General features: G+C 58.4%; 12 protein-coding genes. 4 read left to right on the forward strand and 8 right to left on the reverse strand.

Going from position 1 to position 19,382, the window contains the following annotated elements:
- Positions 1–2 precede the first annotated feature (2 nt).
- Genes cydD through HMPREF1147_RS01220 form a run of 3 tightly spaced genes read left to right on the forward strand, consistent with a single transcriptional unit; the run spans position 3 to position 3,999 of the window.
- Positions 3–1,640, forward strand: a complete 1,638-nt coding sequence (gene cydD / locus HMPREF1147_RS01210) for a thiol reductant ABC exporter subunit CydD (protein WP_009657413.1) — start codon at positions 3–5, stop codon at positions 1,638–1,640.
- Positions 1,637–3,286, forward strand: coding sequence for a thiol reductant ABC exporter subunit CydC (gene cydC, locus HMPREF1147_RS01215; RefSeq protein ID WP_009657389.1), 1,650 nt, complete (start codon positions 1,637–1,639; stop codon positions 3,284–3,286). Before cydD ends, cydC begins: the two co-directional genes overlap by 4 nt.
- On the forward strand, positions 3,283–3,999 hold the full coding sequence (locus HMPREF1147_RS01220) for a hypothetical protein (RefSeq protein ID WP_009657336.1): 717 nt from the start codon (positions 3,283–3,285) through the stop codon (positions 3,997–3,999). The genes cydC and HMPREF1147_RS01220 overlap by 4 nt, the downstream gene beginning before the upstream one ends.
- Positions 4,000–4,074: 75 nt before the next feature.
- Here HMPREF1147_RS01220 and HMPREF1147_RS01225 read toward each other — a convergent pair whose 3' ends face one another.
- The 7 genes from HMPREF1147_RS01225 to HMPREF1147_RS01255 all read right to left on the reverse strand — a co-directional run bounded on the left by HMPREF1147_RS01225 (position 4,075) and on the right by HMPREF1147_RS01255 (position 17,210).
- Complete coding sequence (locus HMPREF1147_RS01225; protein ID WP_009657368.1) at positions 4,075–4,554, reverse strand: hypothetical protein; 480 nt, start codon at positions 4,552–4,554, stop codon at positions 4,075–4,077.
- A 184-nt stretch (positions 4,555–4,738) separates the two neighbouring features.
- Positions 4,739–8,188, reverse strand: coding sequence for a 4-alpha-glucanotransferase (gene malQ, locus HMPREF1147_RS01230; protein ID WP_009657370.1), 3,450 nt, complete (start codon positions 8,186–8,188; stop codon positions 4,739–4,741).
- A 153-nt stretch (positions 8,189–8,341) separates the two neighbouring features.
- Positions 8,342–9,787, reverse strand: coding sequence for a glycogen synthase GlgA (gene glgA / locus HMPREF1147_RS01235; protein WP_009657278.1), 1,446 nt, complete (start codon positions 9,785–9,787; stop codon positions 8,342–8,344).
- 117 nt (positions 9,788–9,904) lie between these two features.
- Positions 9,905–12,268: a 1,4-alpha-glucan branching protein GlgB gene (gene glgB, locus HMPREF1147_RS01240; protein WP_009657323.1), complete on the reverse strand. Its 2,364-nt coding sequence runs from the start codon at positions 12,266–12,268 to the stop codon at positions 9,905–9,907.
- A 33-nt stretch (positions 12,269–12,301) separates the two neighbouring features.
- Positions 12,302–14,830: a glycogen/starch/alpha-glucan phosphorylase gene (locus HMPREF1147_RS01245; protein ID WP_009657415.1), complete on the reverse strand. Its 2,529-nt coding sequence runs from the start codon at positions 14,828–14,830 to the stop codon at positions 12,302–12,304.
- A 90-nt stretch (positions 14,831–14,920) separates the two neighbouring features.
- Positions 14,921–16,027, reverse strand: coding sequence for a glucose-1-phosphate adenylyltransferase subunit GlgD (gene glgD, locus HMPREF1147_RS01250; RefSeq protein WP_009657311.1), 1,107 nt, complete (start codon positions 16,025–16,027; stop codon positions 14,921–14,923).
- 28 nt (positions 16,028–16,055) lie between these two features.
- Positions 16,056–17,210, reverse strand: coding sequence for a glucose-1-phosphate adenylyltransferase (locus HMPREF1147_RS01255; protein ID WP_009657367.1), 1,155 nt, complete (start codon positions 17,208–17,210; stop codon positions 16,056–16,058).
- A gap of 423 nt (positions 17,211–17,633) precedes the next feature.
- Between HMPREF1147_RS01255 and rpsT the strand changes: the two genes are divergently transcribed.
- On the forward strand, positions 17,634–17,900 hold the full coding sequence (gene rpsT / locus HMPREF1147_RS01260) for a 30S ribosomal protein S20 (RefSeq protein ID WP_009657256.1): 267 nt from the start codon (positions 17,634–17,636) through the stop codon (positions 17,898–17,900).
- Between the two features lie 138 nt (positions 17,901–18,038).
- Here the strand turns inward: rpsT and HMPREF1147_RS01265 are convergent, their stop codons facing one another.
- Positions 18,039–19,184: an MFS transporter gene (locus tag HMPREF1147_RS01265; RefSeq protein WP_009657313.1), complete on the reverse strand. Its 1,146-nt coding sequence runs from the start codon at positions 19,182–19,184 to the stop codon at positions 18,039–18,041.
- Between the last annotated feature and the right edge of the window lie 198 nt (positions 19,185–19,382).

A 19,382-nucleotide genomic window follows, 5' to 3' on the forward strand; every position in this document is an offset into this window, starting at 1 on the left:
ATATGAACAAGCGCATTCTATTTGATACGTTAAAGGCACAAAAACATATTCTCTATGCGCGCATCGGCGCCGAGCTGGCAAGTTCTCTGCTCGTCGTCGCCGCCGCATGGAAAACCGCGTCCGTCGTGAACCTCGTGTTCATAGAGGGGCGCGGCAGCGCGAAAACAGCACCGGAACTCACGGTGCTGTTTTTGTGCCTCCTCGTCATGGCGCTCCTGCGTATCCCAAAGGCGCGACTGGAGCGGCGGCTCTCCGATGCGGCGCGCCTATCCTGCCGCAAGAGCCTCCACACGGCGCTGCTCTCGGAGCGGCACGATGTATCGGGGCTCCTCACACTCGCACTTGAGCGGGTCGATGCGCTCGATCAATATTTTCGCACGGTGCTGCCGACGGCAGTCTCGTTCGCCGTGCTCGTGCCGCTGATTCTCATCATATCGGCAATCCTCGATCCGCTCTCCGCCCTGCTCTTCCTCGCGACCCTGCCCATCGCACCGTTCCTGCTCTACCTCATCGGACGGGCAACGCGGCGCGCGAGCGAGCGGCAGTGGGACGAGATGTCACGGCTCACATCGGGATTTGGCGAGTTGATCCGTGCGGCGATGACGCTGAAGATCTTTCACCGCACAGATGCGGAGGGCGCGCATCTCGCGCGGATGAGCCGCTCCTTTTCCGATGCGTCTCTGCGCGTCCTGCGCCTTGCGTTCATCTCCTCCTTCGCGCTGGAGCTGATCACGACGCTCTCCATCGCGCTCATCGCCGTATCGATCGGTCTGCGGCTCGTCGAGGGCATGATGGATTTTTGGACGGCGTTCTTCGTCCTCATCCTCGCGCCGCTCTTCTATCAGCCGCTGCGCGAGGGCGGCATCGCGTTCCACGCGGCGATGGAGGCAAAGACCGCCGAAGAAGCGCTGCGCCCCTATCTCAGCCGCACCGTGCCCCCGGACGGCGCGCAAAGCCGCGTTCTCTCGCCGCCCGCACTCGCTGCGGCAAACCTCACCTATCGCTATCCGCTAACGGAGGAATCCGTACTGACGCGTCTCTCTCTCACCTTCCCTGCGGGCAAGCGGACGGCGCTCGCGGGGGCAAGCGGCACGGGGAAAACGACGCTGCTCACGCTGCTCGCGGGGCTTGCCGCGCCGACAGAGGGCAGTGTGCAGATTTCGGACGGTGCAGGTGCAGATCATGCCTTTGATTTGGCAACGCTCTCGGAGAAAACGAAGTGTGCCCTCATCAGCTATGTGCCGCAGGAGCCACACATTTTTTCCGCGACGCTCGCGGAAAACGTCACGCTATGGCAGGATAACCGCAGTCCGGAGGACGCCGCCGCCGCACTCGAGGGCGCCGCACTCGGCGATTTTCTACGCGCCCTGCCGCAGGGGCTCGATACCCTGCTCGGCGCGGGCGGGCATCCGCTCTCAGCGGGTCAGCGGCACCGCCTCGGCATCGCTCGTGCGCTCTGTGCCGCTCGCCCCATCGTACTCCTTGACGAACCGACGGCAGGGCTTGACGCAGAGACGGAGGAGCACGTTCTCCGGACGCTGACGGAGTTCGCACATCGGCGCACGCTCATTGTATCCTCCCATCGCCCTGCAGTCATGGCGTGGGCGGATCATACGATTACACTGGGAGGTGAGACATGATGCAGAGCGTTTTTGTCCTGGGCCGTCTGCTTTCCTTTGCTGAGCCGGCGAAAGCCCTGCCCGCCCTCCTCGCGGGAACGCTTGCCGTCCTCTCAGCCGTTGGGCTCATCGGCACTGCCGCGTGGATCATCGCGAGCGCCGCGCTCCGCCCGCCCCTCTCCGCACTCGCGCTTGCCATTACGCTCGTGCGCGCCTGCGGCATCGGGCGCGCGTTGTTCCGCTACCTCGACCGCTGGTTCTCTCACGTCCTCGCCTTTGACTGCTATGAAAAACTCCAGCGGGAGACCTACGCGCGTGCCGCGGAGAGCATTCCCCTGCGTACGGGGACCGTGCGCGAGGGCGCGTTCCTGCACGACCTGCTCACGGGATGTGAGACACTGCGCGATTTCTACCTGCGCACTGTGCCGCAGCCCGTCATCGCGGGGATTCTGACGGCGCTGACCTGCGCCGCGCTCCTGCCGCTCACGACGCTCGGCGCGGCGGGTCTTGCCGCCGTCTATCTGCTCCATCTCATCCTCCCGCAGGTCATTCTGCGCGAGCGCAGTATGCGCGAAGAGAGCGCCGCCTACCGCGGCGTCCTGCTCGATCTCACGGCAGGACGGGACGAGCTGATCGCGGCGGGCGCGCTCCCGCACGCGGAGGAACACCTCGCCCGCACGGCATCCGCATTCCAAAATCGCACGCAGCGACGCGGCATGTCGCGCGACCGTCTCTTCTGTGCGCTCGACGTACTGCGCACGGGACTTTGGATCGCGCTCATCGTCCTGCTGATCCCGCATGTCGCCGGGGGATCTCTCAGCGGTGTGACGTTCGCCGTATGGGTGCTCGTACTCGAAGCGGTACTCGCCGAGTATCGTCCCCTGCCCGCCGCAGCGCTTGGCATGCCCGAGGCACGGCGCGCGGCAGAGACGATTTTGTCGAAAGGCGATGTCCCAAACCATACGAAAGCCTCCGCCCCCCGCTCGGACTCCGCCGCCCCGTCTTCCCCCGCCGCGCGCTCGGATGCCCCGCTCATCGAAGTACAATCTCTTTCCTTCGGCTATGATCCCGCGCTTCCCGTTCTGCAGGGTCTCTCCTTTGCCGTCAACAGCGGCGAACATACCGCGATCATTGGAGAGAGCGGCGCGGGCAAAACGACGCTCGCAAGTCTCCTGCTCCGCCTATGGGAGTGCGACGGCGGGATAATCCGCTATCGCGGCGTTCCGGCACACGCGCTTTCGCTTGCAGAGACGCGCGCCCTCTTCGGGGGGGCTCTCCAAGGCAGCTATCTCTTCAGCACGTCGATCCGCGATAATTTCACGCGCCTGCACGAGGGAATTAGTGAGGAGCGCATCCTCCGCGCACTTGAGACGGCGCAGCTCGCCGATGTCGTGCGTGCTCTGCCCGCAGGATTGGACGAACCGCTCGGCGAGGACGCGGCGCGGCTCTCGGGCGGACAGCGCAGTCGTCTCCTCACCGCGCTCGCACTAACTTCGGACGCCCCGGTGCTCCTGCTCGACGAACCGACGGCGGGACTAAACGCGGAACTCGGCGCACGGCTCATCCGCGCCATCCTCACGGAGCTCAGCGCCGAAGGGCGCACGCTCATTGTCATCACACATGATCTGCCCTTGCTGGATCATATGAAACAGGTAATAAAACTATGAATCAAGAAACATTTCACCGCCTCGTCCACGTCGTTCTCGATCGTCTCGGTGCGTCCGCGCCGCCCCACGATCTCTTTGCGGGCGGCGTGGACGATTGGCATTCGCGCGCGCGGCTCGCCCACTTCCTTTTACAGATGCCCGAGCACCGTGCCGACGGCATCGCGCTCCTCCAAAGTACTGCCGACGCGGAGGTCAACGAAGATCTCGCGCAGGATGTCGAGGAGAAGGTCTACGCGCTCCAAGCCCTTTCCGCCGCAGAGTCCGAGAACCCGGAGCTGCGCGACGCGGCGCTCGAACATATCAATCTGGCGATCGAGTGCGCCGAATCCACCGATTTTCTCTACAAGTACATCCTGCGCGGCGAGCTGTGGGCGGATCGGTGGAACCTCATGCACAAGATGCAGATGACCGCGGAAGCCGAGCAGGAAGCGGACGAGCGCATCGCCGCCTTTGACGGGCTGGACGCCGACGTGCCGCACAACAGCTATCTCTACTACGGCTATCGATTCAAGGCGCACCTCGCCGCCGAGCGCGGCGTCCCCCTCGTCGCCAAGGACTATATGCACATGGCGATTCACGCGATGGAGATTCCGCCCGCCTGCGAACAGCCCCTCGCGGACGCCTTTGCAGCCGCGCACGAAAATGCCGCATGGATTCTGCGCGAAATCGACCGCGCAACGCCGAATCCGGAGACGCTGCACTGGGATATATAGAATAAGAAAGCCTTTTGCCATCGGCAGTGCCGTGAACAAAAGGCTTTTTCTATGTGCATTTATCGTTTTTCCAAATCAATCAAGCATCCCAACGAAGATATCCGTTACCTGATCCGTTTCCGGATTGATTTTGAATACGATGCCAAAATAACTGTATCCCGCATCGTAAAAACATGAAGTAACGCGCCGCTTATTATCATACCCCGTCTTCGTCGGTGTACCGTAGGCTCCCAGCACATCCATGCGTTTCATGCCTACGGAGATGCCCTTAGGCGTCGCAATGCCGTTATTCGCGGTTGTCCCCATCACCTGAACAAAGTTCATATCATCGCTAAAGACAATATAAAATGAATCACCATACTCATACATCGGTAAATCATGCATGAGCGATCGAGTTATCCGTGTCGGCTCACCATAAACGCTTTTCACATACTCTGCATTGCTTCTTATTGTAATTCCGCCCAACACACAATCATCAAGAGAAATTGAAGCTGCACAGAAGGACATGAGACCAAATGTAAAAGTAAAAGCAAGAATTGCCGCAAGCCGTTTCATGATAAACTCCCTCCTTCATCATAAAATTCCATATGCGGGATATTTCGACATGATGCCTTAAAATCCTCTCATGACCACAATGCATGGGTTACCGATGCAAATAATAATCCGCGACAATATGCCGCCGCATAACGGAGCCGCCCTGCAATACGGGTACGGCGACTCCATATATGCGGCCGATATGCTACCGGTGATATTGGATGCAGAGCGCCCTGAGTTTTTGCGGGTCGAGTTGGAGGAGGTAGTCTTTTTTGAGACTCCAGCGCCAGTTGATGCCGACGGTGCCGGGGGTATTCATACGCGCGCGCTCGTCGAGGGCAAGGAGATCCTGCATCGGGATAATCGCCATGCGCGCGTGTGATGCGTACGCCGTCTTGATGAGGCGCTTGCAGATGGTCTGCGGGCGGTCGGATGTTGTGCCGACCATGTTCGCGAGGGTCTCGCGCATCACCTCGTCGATGTCGTGCATGTACCAGCCGACGGTTGTGTTGTTGTCGTGCGTGCCGGTGTAGATGATCGTGTTCTCCGGCACGGCGAAGCCAACGCGCCCCGCCTCGTTCGGCGCGAGCATGAACTGGATAACCTTCATGCCCGGGAATCCGCAGTCCTCGCGCAGTCGATCTACCTCGCTCGTGATGATGCCGAGATCCTCGGCGACGATGTCGAGCGTGCCGAGTTCTTTTTCGATCTCGTCAAAGAACACCTTGCCGGGTCCCTTGATCCAGCGCCCGTTGATTGCGGTCTCCGCCTTGCCGTCGATCGACCAATAGGATTCAAATCCGCGGAAATGGTCGATGCGGATGATGTCGACCTGCTGACTGAGTTTACGGAAGCGATCCTTCCACCATGCGTACTGCTCCTTCGCCATGGCGTCCCAGTCATACTGGGGATTGCCCCAGAGCTGCCCGTTCGCGGCAAAGTAGTCGGGCGGTACGCCCGCAACGGTGTGCGGCGTGCCGTCCTCGTTCAGGTCAAAGAGATGTGCGTGCGCCCATACGTCCGCGCTGTCCCGCGCGATGAAGATGGGCATGTCGCCGAGAATCTCGATTCCCTTTTTCTTTGCGTAGTCGTGCAGGCGGTTCCACTGCGTGTGGAAGATGTACTGCTTGAACCGGTCGAGCTCGATCTCATCCCCCTGTTTTTCAGCGAGTTCTTTGAGCGCGGCGGGATCGCGGCGGCGAATCTTCTCCGGCCACTCCGTCCACGGGGCGCGGTCGTATTCCTTTTTCGCCGCGTGAAAGAGCGCGTAGTCGTTCAGCCAGTAAGCCTCCATCGAGCAGAAGAGCCGATAGTCCTCATTGCCCTCGCTCTCCTCCCGAAACGCCGCGAACGCCTTCTCGAGCAGTTTTTTCTTAAACTGCTTGACGCGGTCGCAGTCGACGAACGCCGTATTCGCCTGGTAGGGCAGGAAGAGGTCCTGTTCCTTCAGCCAACCCGCCTCCACGAGCTGTTCCGGATCGATCATCATGATATTGCCCGCAAACGCGGAGATCGACTGATAGGGCGAGTATCCGTATCCGACGGGACTGAGCGGGAGAATCTGCCAGACCTTTTGCCCGGCCGCGGCGAGGAAATCGACGAAACGATACGCCTCTCTGCCAAAATCTCCCACGCCGTATTTCGACGGCAGCGACGTCGGATGGAGGAGCACGCCCGCCTTGCGCTCGTAGCGGCGCGGTTCTTTGCGTTCGCGCAGGAGGAGCCCGTAAAGTGGCGGGATCTTGATCCGCAGGCGGCCGCGCTCGACCTCGTAGGTGCGCGAGGGCTTGAAGCAGTCCTCGAACGTGCCGCAGGCAAAGTCACTGACGTCCAGCTCGATCGTAATGCTCTCCTCGGTATTGCGGTTGAACGCGGCGATAAATACGCCGTCCTCCTTCTCCCGGTTGAACACGTCGTAGCCGGAGCGGATCGTGCGCGCGTAGGCGAGGGCGTCGCCCGCCCCGTAAAGCGGCAGGATGTCGCCCGTGCGCAGGGCATCGTTCTTGTTGCGCATCTCGATGAACCGCTCCACCCAGCCGCGGATCTCCTTATTGCCGTGTGCCCAGTCGTAGGGGCGGCGGTTGAACGGGTCTTTGAAGCCCTGCATCCCGATCTCGTCGCCGTAGTAAACGCTCGGCACGCCGGGATAGGTCATCTGCCACAGCGTTGCCATGAGGAGCCGGCGCGATCCGAGGTCAAACTGCTCGGGCGTCATGCGCACGCGCGACTGCTCGATCGCGGGCATCCCCTCATAGTACGGCACGCCCGCGAGCACGGTGACGGCACGCTGTACGTCGTGACTGCCGATGAGGTTCATCATCGCATAGAGATTTTCCTTCGGATAGTTCTCGATCTGACTCGCGAGCCGCCGTGCCGTCAGCGTGCCGTCCGCACTCCCGGTGAGAAAGTCGAAGAGGATCGTGCGCAGCGGATAGTTCATCGCCGAATCCATCTCATTGCCCGAGAGGTATTCGCGCGGCGTTCCGTACGCGACCTTGTTCGAAGCGTCCTCCCACACCTCGCCGATCATAACGGCGTCGGGGTCGTGCTTTTTCAGCTCTGAAAAAAATGTCTTGGAGAACGCCGGCGGCAGCTCGTCGATGACATCAAGACGCCAGCCCGCGATTCCCTCGTTCATCCAATGATGCAGGACGCTGTTCTCGCTCGTAATGATGAAGTCCATGTAAGCGGGATCGGTCTCATTGACGTTCGGCAGCGTGTCAAAGTTCCACCAGCAGTCGTATTCGTTCGGGTAATTTCTAAAGTGATACCACGAGTAATACGGCGACTCCTCGGACTGGTACGCCCCGAGCGAGCCGTACTGCGCGCGCCGGTTGAAGTAGATGCTGTTGCTGCCCGTGTGACTGAACACGCCGTCGAGGATGATGCGAATGCCGCGCGCACGCGCTTCCTTTACGAGCGTGCGAAAATCCTCGATGTCGCCGAGCATGGGGTCGATCTTATGATAGTCCCCCGTATCGTAATGATGGTTGCTCTCGGACTCAAAGACGGGGTTAAAGTAGATGCACGAGATGCCAAGATCGGCGAGGTAGTCGAGCTTGCCGACGATCCCCTTGAGGTTTCCGCCGAAAAAGTCGTAGGCGATGATCTCCTTCGTATCCGGGTCTTTGAGATACATGGGATCGTCCGTCCAGTCCGTCCGAATGACCGCGCCTTTCTTGCGGACGATCTCGTCCCCCGCGCGCGCGAACCGATCCGGGAAGATCTGATACATGACGGCGTTCTTGAACCAATCGGGCGTGTGCGCGCCCTTGTTGTAGATCGTCACCTGATACGAAGCGGGCGCGGTGCGGCTGAGCGTGCCGACGCCGCCGAGCATCTCTTCGTTGTTGCCGTAGAAATAGGTGCCGCTTTCCGCCGTGATGATGAAATAGTACCATAGGAGACAGCCGTGATCCGGCAGATTTACCCAACAGGTATAAAAATACTGCTCCCCCTCCGTGTCCTTCGTCTCAAGCGGAACAAGACGCTCCCCCGTCCGATCCTGCCACAGGCGCACGAGCACCTGCCTGATCGGTTCATAGGTGCGGATGCGGATGCCGAGCCGCAGCCGCGCGCCCGCCTCCGCCGCCCCGACGATGGAACGGTAATAGATGTCCTGTGAGTTGTGTTCCACTTGATATTGTTCGAGCATAGCGCCTCTCCTTTCCCTGAAAATAAACGCACAGAAACCACCGACGAATCGAATATTATCATTCGAGTGTATTCATCGGCGGTTTCCTGAATTTCGCGTCGCAACAAGTATCCCCATGCGCTGCACGCAGTCGGCACCTGCACCGGAGTCCCCTTATTCTCCGATCATGACGCGATCGTAAAGTTTCTCATATTCCTTTGCCGCGCGCGTCCAGCTAAAGTCGCTGTGCATCGCGGTATAGATGAGCTGACGCCACTCGCGCAGGTTGGCATAGGCGGCGAGAGCACGCTTCAAGGCGTACATCATCTCATGCGCGTTGTATTCGTAGAAGAGGAAGCCGTTCCCCTTGTCGACGTCCGCGCGGTCGAACTGCACGACAGTGTCCTTCAGCCCGCCCGTCTCGCGCACAACGGGGATCGAGCCGTAGCGCATGGCGATGATCTGCCCGAGCCCGCACGGCTCGAACATGGACGGCATGAGGAAGATGTCGGACGCGGCGTAGATGCGCTGTGCGAGCTCGTTCGAGAATCGGATGTTGATGGATGCCTTGTTCGGGAACCGCCACGCGAGCTCCTTGAACCAGTCCTCATAGCCGCGGTCGCCTGTGCCAAGCAGCACGAACTGCACATTCTCATGCATGAGGATTTCGTCGAGCACGCGAACGACGAGGTCGAGCCCCTTGTTCTCCACGAGCCGTGTGACCATTGCGATCATCGGCGTACGGCGGTTTTCCGGCAGACCAAGGTCGCGCTGGAGACGCACCTTGTTGTCGCTCTTGCCCTCGACAGCATTTTTCACGCCGTAGTTGACGTAGAGGCTCGCATCCGTCTCCGGGTTGTAGACGCCGTAGTCGATGCCGTTGACGATGCCGGACAGATCCGCACGGCGGCTGCGCAGCAGCCCGTCCAGATGTTCGCCGTAGTATTCGTACTGGATCTCCTCGGCATAGGTCTTGCTGACGGTTGAGACATAGTCGGCGTAGATGATGCCCGCCTTCATGAAGTTCACGGCATCAAAGAATTCAAAATCGCCGTTGTTGTAATACTGCCAGTCAAGGCCGAGGACGTCGGCCATGACGTCCTTCGGGAAGATGCCCTGGTACTTGAGGTTGTGGATGGTAAAGAGCGTCTTGATGCCCGTGTAGCGCGGATCGTCCATGTGCTCAAGGCGCAGGAAGACGGGGACGAGCGCCGCGTGCCAGTCGTTGGCATGGATGATGTCCGGCCAAAAATCGAGCGCAGGGAGGAAGTTCAGCACGGCGCGGCAGAAGAACGAGAACCGCTCCGCGTCGTCGGGGTAACCGTAGAATCCCTCTCGGTTATAATACTCCTCATTGTCGACGAAATAATAGGTCACGCCGTCCAATACATACTTGTCGATGCCGACGAATTTATCGCGCCACGCGACGTTCAGTACGCCGTCGTAGACGTGTTCCATGGAGCTGCGGATCTCCTCGGCAATCGTGCCGTATTTCGGCAAAATGACGCGGCAGTCTACGCCGTCCCGGACGAGCGCAGGCGGGAGTGCCCCCGCCACATCCGCGAGTCCGCCCGTCTTAGCGAATGGAACTGCTTCCGATGCAACATATAGAACCTTCATCCCTATATCCTCCTTTGATCCGCGCGGGCGATGCCGTAATCATCCGCTCCGCGCGCCGTTTATATCTGTTTCGTGGCTTCTTTCTCTCCTATTCCCGCACGCGGGGGATGTATCTGTCTATCCCTTCGTGCTTCTTGCTTTTTGGGGCGCGTCTTCCGCACCCTGCGCCGTCTTGCGGACGGTCTTTTTCTTGACTGCGGTCATGCCCTGTGCGCCTACTTTCTCTGCGGCGGGCTTTTTCGCCGCCGCGCGCTTCTTCGGCGCGGGCTTTGCGTCGGCATCACTTTCTGCAGTGCTCTTCTTCGCGCTCTCACGTTTCTTCGGCGCAGGCACGGAGTCGGTATCCGCTGCGGCGGATCTTTTCGCCGCCGTGCGTTTTTTCGGCGCGGGCTTTTCCTCTGCCGCGGTCTCTGCCTTTGCCTTCACCGCCCCCTTCTTCTTCGGGGCGGGCTTAGCCCCCTCGTCCGCTGCGGTACTCTTCTTGCGGGCGGCCGCCGCTTTTGGCTGAGCGGACGTTACTTTTTTTTTTGCAACGGCATCGGCGATCTCGGGCAGCTTGCTGACGGGCGTACCCGCCCCGCTCTGCCGTTTCAGCCGGTAGAATGTAGATGCGAGCGGCGGGACGGTGATGACGATGGACTGCTCGCGCCCGTGATACGCATAGTCCTCGCTCACAAGATCCCCCGCATTGACGACGCCGCTGCCGCCGTACGCCTCCTCGTCCGAGTTGAACACCTCGACGTATGTGCCCTTCGTCGGCACGCCGATGCGGTAGCCCTGATGCACCTCGGGTGTGAAGTTATGCACACAGACTAGGAAGTCGCTCGGATCGTCCGCGCGGCGCATGAGCGCGATGATGCTGTTCTCATTGTCATTGCAGTCGATCCACTGGAACCCGCTCCAGTCGAAATCCACCTGCCAAAAGCATGTATTTTCGACGTAAAACTTATTGAGCGCCTTGGAATACGCAAGCATCTTCGTATGCATCGGGTACTGCTCCACCAGATGCCAGTCCATGCTGTCGTCAAAGTTCCACTCAATGAAATGACCGAACTCACCGCCCATAAAGAGCAGCTTTTTCCCCGGATGCGCGATCCAGTAGCCAAAAAACCCGCGCAGTCCTGCGAACTTCTGCCAGTAGTCGCCCGGCATCTTTTCAATAAGCGAGCGTTTGCCGTGCACGACCTCGTCGTGCGAGAGCGGAAGGACGAAATTCTCGGAGAACGCATACATGAGGGAGAATGTGATCTTGTCCTGGTTCCACTTGCGGTAGATGGGATCGAGGCTCACATAGTCGAGCATATCGTTCATCCAGCCCATGTTCCACTTGTAGTTGAAGCCCATGCCGCCCATGTAGACGGGCTTCGAGATGAGCGGCCACGAGGTCGACTCCTCGGCGATCATCAGCGCATGCGGATGATACTTGAAGATCGTCTCGTTGAGCTTTTTGAGGAAATCCATCGCCTCGAGGTTGCCCGTGTCGCCGTATTTGTTCGGCTGCCACTCGCCGTCCCTGCGCCCATAGTTGAGGTACAGCATGTTCGCGACCGCGTCGATGCGCAGTCCGTCGATGTGGAACTCCTCGAGCCAAAAGAGTGCGTTCGAGATGAGGAAGCTCTGCACCTCCGTCCGCCCGTAGTCAAAATTCGTCGTACCCCACTCGCGGTTCTCCGCGCGCGTCTCGTTGTCGGATTCGTAGAGGTTCTTACCGTCAAACCGGCGAAGCCCCTGCTCGTCCTTGCAAAAATGCCCCGGCACCCAGTCCATGATGATGGCGATGCCGTTTTGATGCGCAGTGTCGACGAGATAGCGGAAATCGTCAGGCGTGCCGTAGCGGCTCGTCACGGCGAAATAGCCCGTCGCCTGATAGCCCCACGAGCCGTCGTATGGATGCTCGCAGAGCGGCATGAATTCGATGTGTGTGTAGTTCATATCCTTGACATAGCCGATCAATTGATCCGCCATCTCACGATAGGAGAGGTATTCGCCCTCGAGCGTGCGCCGCCATGAACCGGCATGGACTTCGTAGGTGAGCATCGGACGCTCGTACGACGTTTCGCGCGCCTTTTGCTCCTGCCACGCGCCGTCCTGCCATTCGTATTTCGTCATGTCGTACGTGCGCGACGCCGTCTGCGGTTTTTTCTCCGCATAGAACCCGTAGGGATCCGCCTTCATGATGCGCGGTCCGCCCCACTGCGGCTCGATGGCGTATTTATAGATCTCGCCCTCGCCGAGTCCCTCGACAAAGGTCTCCCAGATCTCGCCGTCGGCAATACGGTTCATCGGGTTCAAAAGGGCATTCCAATCATTGAACACGCCGACAACACTGACGGCTTTCGCGTTCGGCGCCCACACCGTAAAGCGCACGCCGCGTTTTCCGTTCCGCTCGAGGAAATGCGCACCCAGCATCTCCTGTGCATGATAATTTGTCCCCTGGTGAAAGAGGTAAAGATCAAACTCACTTAACGCTGATGTTTTCACAAAGTCCCCTCCTATATGGTCTAAAAGCGTCTGTTACGAAATGATGACGGGGTGGATGTCCCAAATATCCCGCGCATATTCATCAATCGTACGGTCGGATGAGAACCCGCCCGAGTGCGCGACATTCATTGCCGCCGTGCGCGCCCAGCCGTCCTTGTCCTTGAACCGGCGCATCACCTCCAGGCGTGCGTCGTCGTACGCGTTGAAATCCTTGAGTATGAAGAACTCGTCGTTCGCGTGCAGGAGATAGTCGTAGATGGAGCGGAAATCCCCGTAGGTGCCGTCCACAAGCTGGTTCATCACCGTGCGTACCTTCTCGTTCGCATGGTACTCATCCCACGCGGAGTAAGTGCCGCCCGCATAGTAGTTCATGACCTCCTCGGCACGCAGCCCGAAGATCACGCAGTGATCGTTTCCAACCGCCTCGCGGATCTCGACGTTCGCGCCGTCGAGCGTGCCGAGCGTGATGGCGCCGTTCATCATGAACTTCATATTGCCCGTGCCGGACGCTTCCTTCGATGCCGTTGAGATCTGCTCGCTGACGTCGGCGGCAGGATAGACCAGCTCGCCGATGGAGACACCGAAGTTCTCAATGAAGATGACCTTCATGAACTTTGAGACCTGCGGATCCTTATTGATTTTCTCCGCAACCGCATTGATGAGGCGGATGGTCTCTTTCGCGATGTAGTAACCGGGCGCCGCCTTGCCTCCAAAGAAATAGGTGACGGGCTGTGAGAGGAACGCAGGATCGCTCTGCGCGCGGTGGTAGCGGTACATGATGTGCAGGATGTTCATGAGCTGCCGCTTGTAGGAGTGGATACGCTTCACCTGAATGTCAAACATCGAATCCGGGTTCAGCTTTATCCCGTTGTGCTGCTCAATGTAGCGGGCAAGCCCCTCGCGGCGCAGATGCTTGATTTTCATCAAACGGTCGCGGAACGACTTGTCGTCCACATAGTCGTGCAGCCCGCGCATCTGCTCCGGGTGGCGGTGCCACGAATGACTGCCGAGCACCTCGTCGATGAGTGCCGACAGCTCCGGATTCGCCCCCATGAGCCAGCGCCGATGTGTGATGCCGTTCGTCTTGTTGTTGAACTTGCGCGGCGTGTAGTCATAAAAATCCTTGAGCGTCGTGGATTTCAGGATGCCCGTGTGTATCTTTGCCACGCCGTTGACACTGTGCCCGCCGACGATGGAGAGACGTGCCATATGCACGACGCCGTCCTGTATGATGGAGAGCGCACGTACCTTTTCCTCGTTGCCGGGGTAGCGGCGTCGTACCTCCTCGAGGTGGCGGCGGTTGATCTCGTCGATGATCATGTAGATGCGCGGGAGCAGGGGGCGGAACATATCGATGCTCCATGTCTCAAGCGCCTCCGGCATAATCGTGTGGTTCGTGTATGCGATCGTGTCGCGCGTGATCGCCCACGCATCCTCCCAGGTCAGCTGTTCCTCGTCCACGAGAATGCGCATCAGCTCCGCCACGCAGAGTGCCGGATGCGTATCGTTGATGTGTATGCCGATCTTCTTGCCGAAATCGTAGATGCTCATCCCCGTCTTCTTGTAGTGACGCACAATGCTCTGTACGCCCGCAGAGACGAAGAAGTATTCCTGAATGAGGCGCATGCGGCGCCCTTCGTATGTGCTGTCGTCGGGGTAGAGGTAGCGCGTGATCGCCTCGACGAAACTGCGGTAGTCGTTGCGCTGCTGGATCTGCTCCTGCGTCAGCATCCCGTAGTCGGAGAAATCGCGGTTGACCTCCGCGTTCCACAGCCGGAGCGTGTTGACTGTCGCATTGTGGTAGCCGACGATCGGCATATCGTACGGCACCGCCATGACAATCATGGGATCCTCGTGCACGAGCTCTAGTTTACCGCCGCCGGCATCACGCATGTACGCATTGCCGCCGAATTTGACATCGACGGATTTATCCGGCTTGCGGTACTCCCACGCAAAGCCGTCGCGCAGCCAGTTGTCCGGGATCTCGACCTGGTTGCCGCCGACGATCTTCTGCTCGAAGAGCCCGTACTGATAGCGGATGCTGCACCCGTGTCCCGGGAGGCGATGCGCCGCGAGCGAGTCGATGAAGCAGGCAGCGAGACGTCCGAGGCCGCCGTTGCCAAGCCCCGCGTCAGGCTCTGCCTCGTAGGCGTCGCTGAGCTTGAGGTGAAAATCCTCAAGCACTTCTTTGAGCGCTTCCTCAATGCCGAGATTGATGAGGTTTGCCTTGAGCAGGCGCCCCAGCAGGAACTCGATCGAGAAGTAGTAAATCTGCTTTTCCCTGCGCTCGGAGTACTGCTTATTCGTCTTGACCCAGTTGTCCGAAATGGACTGCTTGGCAGTCGCGGCGACCGTCTTGTAGATTTCGATCTCCGTCAGCTGATCCACATCACGCCCGAACATAACGTGTGCCGTCGTGATGAACCTGCTCTTCAAGATTTTCTTCATTGTGTCAAGCGCTTTCCCCTTAGGGCTTGTAACATGATCCTTTTGTGCCAAATCGTCCACTCCTTTTCCAAAAGCGTCGTCCCCTATCCCTCGCCGCACATGCGGCATCCCCATGAGAGTCCCCGGGAAACAAGAAGCCGCTAAAGCACCTTCCCGCCCCCTGCAGGCGGGTGAGAAATGACTCTAACGGCAAAACATGCTGTGTTAAATCGTGATATTCTTCTTGATGACAAGGGGATACTCCTGTGCCCCCTTGAGCCATTTTTCCGCCGTGATGACGACATTCTTGTCGCAGACGACGTTCTCGACGAGCGCGCCGTCGCGGATATCGCATTTCTGCATAATGATGGAATTTTTGATCTTCACATCCTTGCCCACCTTAACCCCGCGGAACAGGATGCTGTTCTCCACTTCACCGCGCACGACGCAGCCGTTCGCAATGAGCGAGTTCGTCACCTTCGCCGTCTCCTTGTACTGCACCGGCACACCGTCCTTGATCTTCGTGTAGATGGGGCGATCTCCCATGAAGAGGCTCTCCCACACCTCCGGATCGAGAATCTCCATGTTCGCACGGTAGTAGGTGGACATCGAATCCACATGCGCCATGTAGCCGTCGTGCTCGTGCGCAAACATCGTATAGTCTGCCGCCCGGCGAATGATGCCGTCGAGGACAAAGTCCTGCCCGCCGTGCTCGTAAGCATAGCGTACAATGTCGACAAAGGAGCGCTTATCCATGAGATAGATGCCCATCGACACCTTCATTCCTTGATAAGCGACGGGCTTTTCTGCAATATCGCGCACGAGCCCGTTTTCCGCCGTCTCAATGACAATGTTGTTGCCCGTATTCTCATCGATCGTCGTATGCGAGACGAGCGTAATGTCCGCGCCTGTATTCTGATGAAACCGCAGTATCTTGTCAAAGTCTATATTATAGACAAAGCTGCCGTTTGTCAGCAAAATATAGCGCGCTGACGAGTGTTCAATGAAGTCAAGATTGTGATAAAAATTCTTGAGATCTCCTTTGCGCCGCATCGCGTCCTCCTGCGAGGCAGGAAGGTAGAACAGGCCGTCGTGGCGGCGTGCCAGATCCCAATCCTTTCCCGAACGCAGATGATCGAGCACAGAACGCGGCTCGTCGGGCAGCATAATACCAACCTTGTTGATGCCGGAGTTGACCATGCTTGAGAGGGCAAAATCGATCAGACGATAGCGTCCGGCGAAGGGAATGGACTCAACGGCGCGGCGATCGGCAAGCTCTCGAATGAGGCTGCCGTCCTCCTGCAGGTTGATGAGACCCATGATACTGTTCATTGCTTTCACTCCATTCTCTTCCGAACCGTCAGCCGACGCGCTGCTGAGATGCCTCCGAAAGCACCGTCTCACCCTCGGGGATCACGGTGATCTGCGTCTCTTCACCAACGACCTGCGCGCCGGACTCGATCAGAGCGTTCTGCGCAAGGATCGTGTAGTCGACAAGCGCCCCATCCGCAACGACTGCTCCCGGCAGGAGCACGGAGTTGCGTACCACAGCACCTTTACCGACGCGCACGCCCGGGAAAATCACCGAGTTCTCGACCGTGCCGAGAATCATCGTCCCCTCGCTGATCATCGAGCGCGTGATCTTTGCGTCTCTTCCGACAAACTGCGGCGGCATGGAGGGATTGAACGAGTAGATGCGCCACTTGCCCGACAGCTCAAACGGCGGCTCGTCCTGCAGGAGATCCATATTTGCCTGCCACAGGCTCTCAATCGTCCCGACGTCCTTCCAATAACCGTTGAAGGCGTAAGAATACAGCCGCCCCTCATCGGCGAGCATCTTCGGGATGATGTCCTTGCCGAAGTCGTGGCTCGACGTCTCGCTCTTTGCATCCTCCGTCAGATACTTCGCAAGATAGTCGCGGTTGAAGATATAAATACCCATCGAGGCGAGGTTGCTCTTCGGCTTTGCCGGTTTCTCCTCAAACGCGACAATCCGTCCGCTCTCGTCCGTATTCATAATGCCGAAACGCGGCGCCTCGTCCCACGGCACTTCGAACACGCCGATCGTCGCCTGTGCCTTGCATTTCTTGTGATGCTCGAGCATCCACGCATAGTCCATCGTGTAGATGTGGTCGCCCGACAGAATGAGCACGTAGTCGGGATCCGCCATATCGATGAAATTGAGGTTCTGGTAAATCGCATCAGCCGTACCGCGATACCACTCCGCCCCCTTTTCGCGCGCATAGGGAGGCAGGACGAAAAGCCCGCCGTCGCGTTTGTCGAGATCCCACGCGCTGCCCGATCCAAGATACTGGTTCAGTTCGAGCGGCCGGTACTGCGTGAGAACGCCGACCTTTTCGATCCCCGAATTGACGCAGTTGCTCAGCGGGAAATCAATGATGCGGTACTTCCCCCCGAACGGTACCGCGGGCTTTGCGACGCGCTTTGTCAGCGCGCCAAGGCGGCTGCCTTGACCGCCTGCAAGAATCATTGCCAAGCACTCTGTTTTTTTCATAAGGTATTTCTCCCCTCACGGATACCGACCGGGCGGTATCCCCATGATATATGCTATGGCAAACCGGTCGGACTCGACGTACATCCGTCCGATACGCCGTGTTTCTAGCTCATTTACAATCGTTCTCTTCATTTTGAGTTGCAGTTTGCATATCCTCCTTCCTACCTTATTTATTATATATCTTGATAACTAAATTCGATAAATACGTCCGATTTCCTGCAAGGCTTTGTCGTACTTTCACCGTTTTTTTCAATTTATAATTGAGGGCGGTAAAATCGTCCTAAACGGATATATTTTTATTTATATGTGCATTATTTTTGTTTATTGGAATGTGAAAATTACACCTGTGGAAAAAAAGATTGCAATTTCCATACCCGTATGATAGAATAGCCGAGTACATTTTTCGTTGAGGGGGTGAACGAATTGCCGAATATCAAAGCTTCTATCCTGAGTGTAAAGTCTGATGCTAAGCGTCATGCGCGCAACGTCGCGGAGAAGACGCGCGTTCGCCGCGCCATCCGCAGTGTCAACGACGCCGTTGCTGCCGGCAATGCGGACGAGGCGAAGAACCTCCTCGTCGCAGCATACAAGTCCATCGATCAGGCGGCTGCCAACAACGTCTATCATAAGAATGCCGCAGCTCGCAAGAAGTCGCGTCTCGCCAAAAAGGTCAACGCGCTGGCACAGTAATCATAGAAAAACACCGTTTCGAATCATCGGAACGGTGTTTTTTGTTGCGCCGGACGTGATGAGGGATTTTGGCGCATCACTAGGGTTACGGCATAAGGGCGTACCTGACGCGGGATTTTGGCGTCCCCCCTCGTCACACTAGGAGATGCGTCGGAAAACATGCATACCGACACAAGCTTGAAGTAAACACAGCGCCGCCAAAATCCCAAATGCAGCCTGCAAATTCACCAGATGCGAGACAAGGCCGATTGCTGCGGGACCTGCGAGGATACCGAGGTAGCCCATCGTACTCACGGCAGAAACCGCCGCGCCGATCGGCATAACGTTCTGTTTCCCCATGAGAGAGAAAAAGACCGGAACAATATTCGCCGCCCCGATACCGATCGCAAAGAACCCCGCATAGAGGAGCGCATCGACAGGCGCGAACATGACGAGCAGGATCCCGGCGCAGGCGAGCAGCGCGCCGCCCACAGCGACCGGACGCTGTCCAAGCCGCTGCACGACGGCATCTCCAAAGAGACGCATGAGGAACATCGCCGCGGAGAACACCGAGAACCCCATGCCCGCGAGCGCGAGATCATAGCCCCGCACCGTCGTCAGATAGACACCGCTCCAATCCATCACAGCGCCCTCGCTGAGGAACGCGATGAACGCCGCGATGCCGACGAATACAATGATGCCGCGCGGCAAGGCGATTAATTTCCCACCCCCGCCGCCGTATGGGATCAGATTCCTTCCGAACAGCCCCGTAAAGAGCAGAATGATGCCCGCCGCGATTGCCGTCGATTGCATCGGCGAGAGTCCCAGAGCGCCGACCCACACGCCGTACAGCCCCGCCCCGACAAATCCGCCGATGCTCCAAAAGGCGTGCATCCCGCTCATAATGCGCCGCCCAATGCCCTGCTCGACAATGACCGCCGCAACATTGATGACGACATCCACGCAGCCCATCAGCGCCCCGAAGAGCAGAATCACCGGAACGGCGAGCAAAAGAGAATCGACCGCGCAGATTGCAACGAGTACCGCCGCATAAACGACTGCCGTCACCGTCAGCACTTTGCGGCATCCAAGCCGCGTGGAGAGCGCCCCCGCCAGCGGCATTGTCACGAGCGATCCAATCCCAACGCAGAGCAGCAACATACCGAGCACATCGTCGCCGATGGCGAGCCATTCCCGCAGGAGCGGCACAAGCGGCGCCCACGATGCCGACCCGAATCCCCCGATAAAGAAAAAAGCGCGCACCGCGTGTACCTGTGCGTTACCGATATTTTTGTATTCCCCCATAGTCCCGCCCCTTTCCAAAAAACTCCTGCTATTCTATCACGGAAAAAAGATTTTGCAACGCAAAACTGCCGCACCGACGTAAAACAGTGTCAATGCGGCAGTTTTTGTTGTTTTATATGGAACCCGTCAATCAAATAGAAGGAGATGCGTCGTTCATATCGTAACCCGTATATAAATCACCGCCGGGCGCGGCGCCAT

Source organism: Selenomonas sp. FOBRC9 (genome assembly GCF_000287655.1).
GTDB classification, from domain to species: Bacteria; Bacillota; Negativicutes; order Selenomonadales; family Selenomonadaceae; genus Centipeda; species Centipeda artemidis.

Bases quoted from the DNA above. Each gene is read 5' to 3' on its own strand.
- cydD (WP_009657413.1), top strand. From the start codon at position 3: ATGAACAAGCGCATTCTATTTGATACGTTAAAGGCACAAAAACATATT.
- cydC (WP_009657389.1), top strand. From the start codon at position 1,637: ATGATGCAGAGCGTTTTTGTCCTGGGCCGTCTGCTTTCCTTTGCTGAG.
- HMPREF1147_RS01220 (WP_009657336.1), top strand. From the start codon at position 3,283: ATGAATCAAGAAACATTTCACCGCCTCGTCCACGTCGTTCTCGATCGT.
- HMPREF1147_RS01225 (WP_009657368.1), bottom strand. From the start codon at position 4,554: ATGAAACGGCTTGCGGCAATTCTTGCTTTTACTTTTACATTTGGTCTC.
- malQ (WP_009657370.1), bottom strand. From the start codon at position 8,188: ATGCTCGAACAATATCAAGTGGAACACAACTCACAGGACATCTATTAC.
- glgA (WP_009657278.1), bottom strand. From the start codon at position 9,787: ATGAAGGTTCTATATGTTGCATCGGAAGCAGTTCCATTCGCTAAGACG.
- HMPREF1147_RS01245 (WP_009657415.1), bottom strand. From the start codon at position 14,830: ATGGGGATGCCGCATGTGCGGCGAGGGATAGGGGACGACGCTTTTGGA.
- glgD (WP_009657311.1), bottom strand. From the start codon at position 16,027: ATGAACAGTATCATGGGTCTCATCAACCTGCAGGAGGACGGCAGCCTC.
- HMPREF1147_RS01255 (WP_009657367.1), bottom strand. From the start codon at position 17,210: ATGAAAAAAACAGAGTGCTTGGCAATGATTCTTGCAGGCGGTCAAGGC.
- HMPREF1147_RS01265 (WP_009657313.1), bottom strand. From the start codon at position 19,184: ATGGGGGAATACAAAAATATCGGTAACGCACAGGTACACGCGGTGCGC.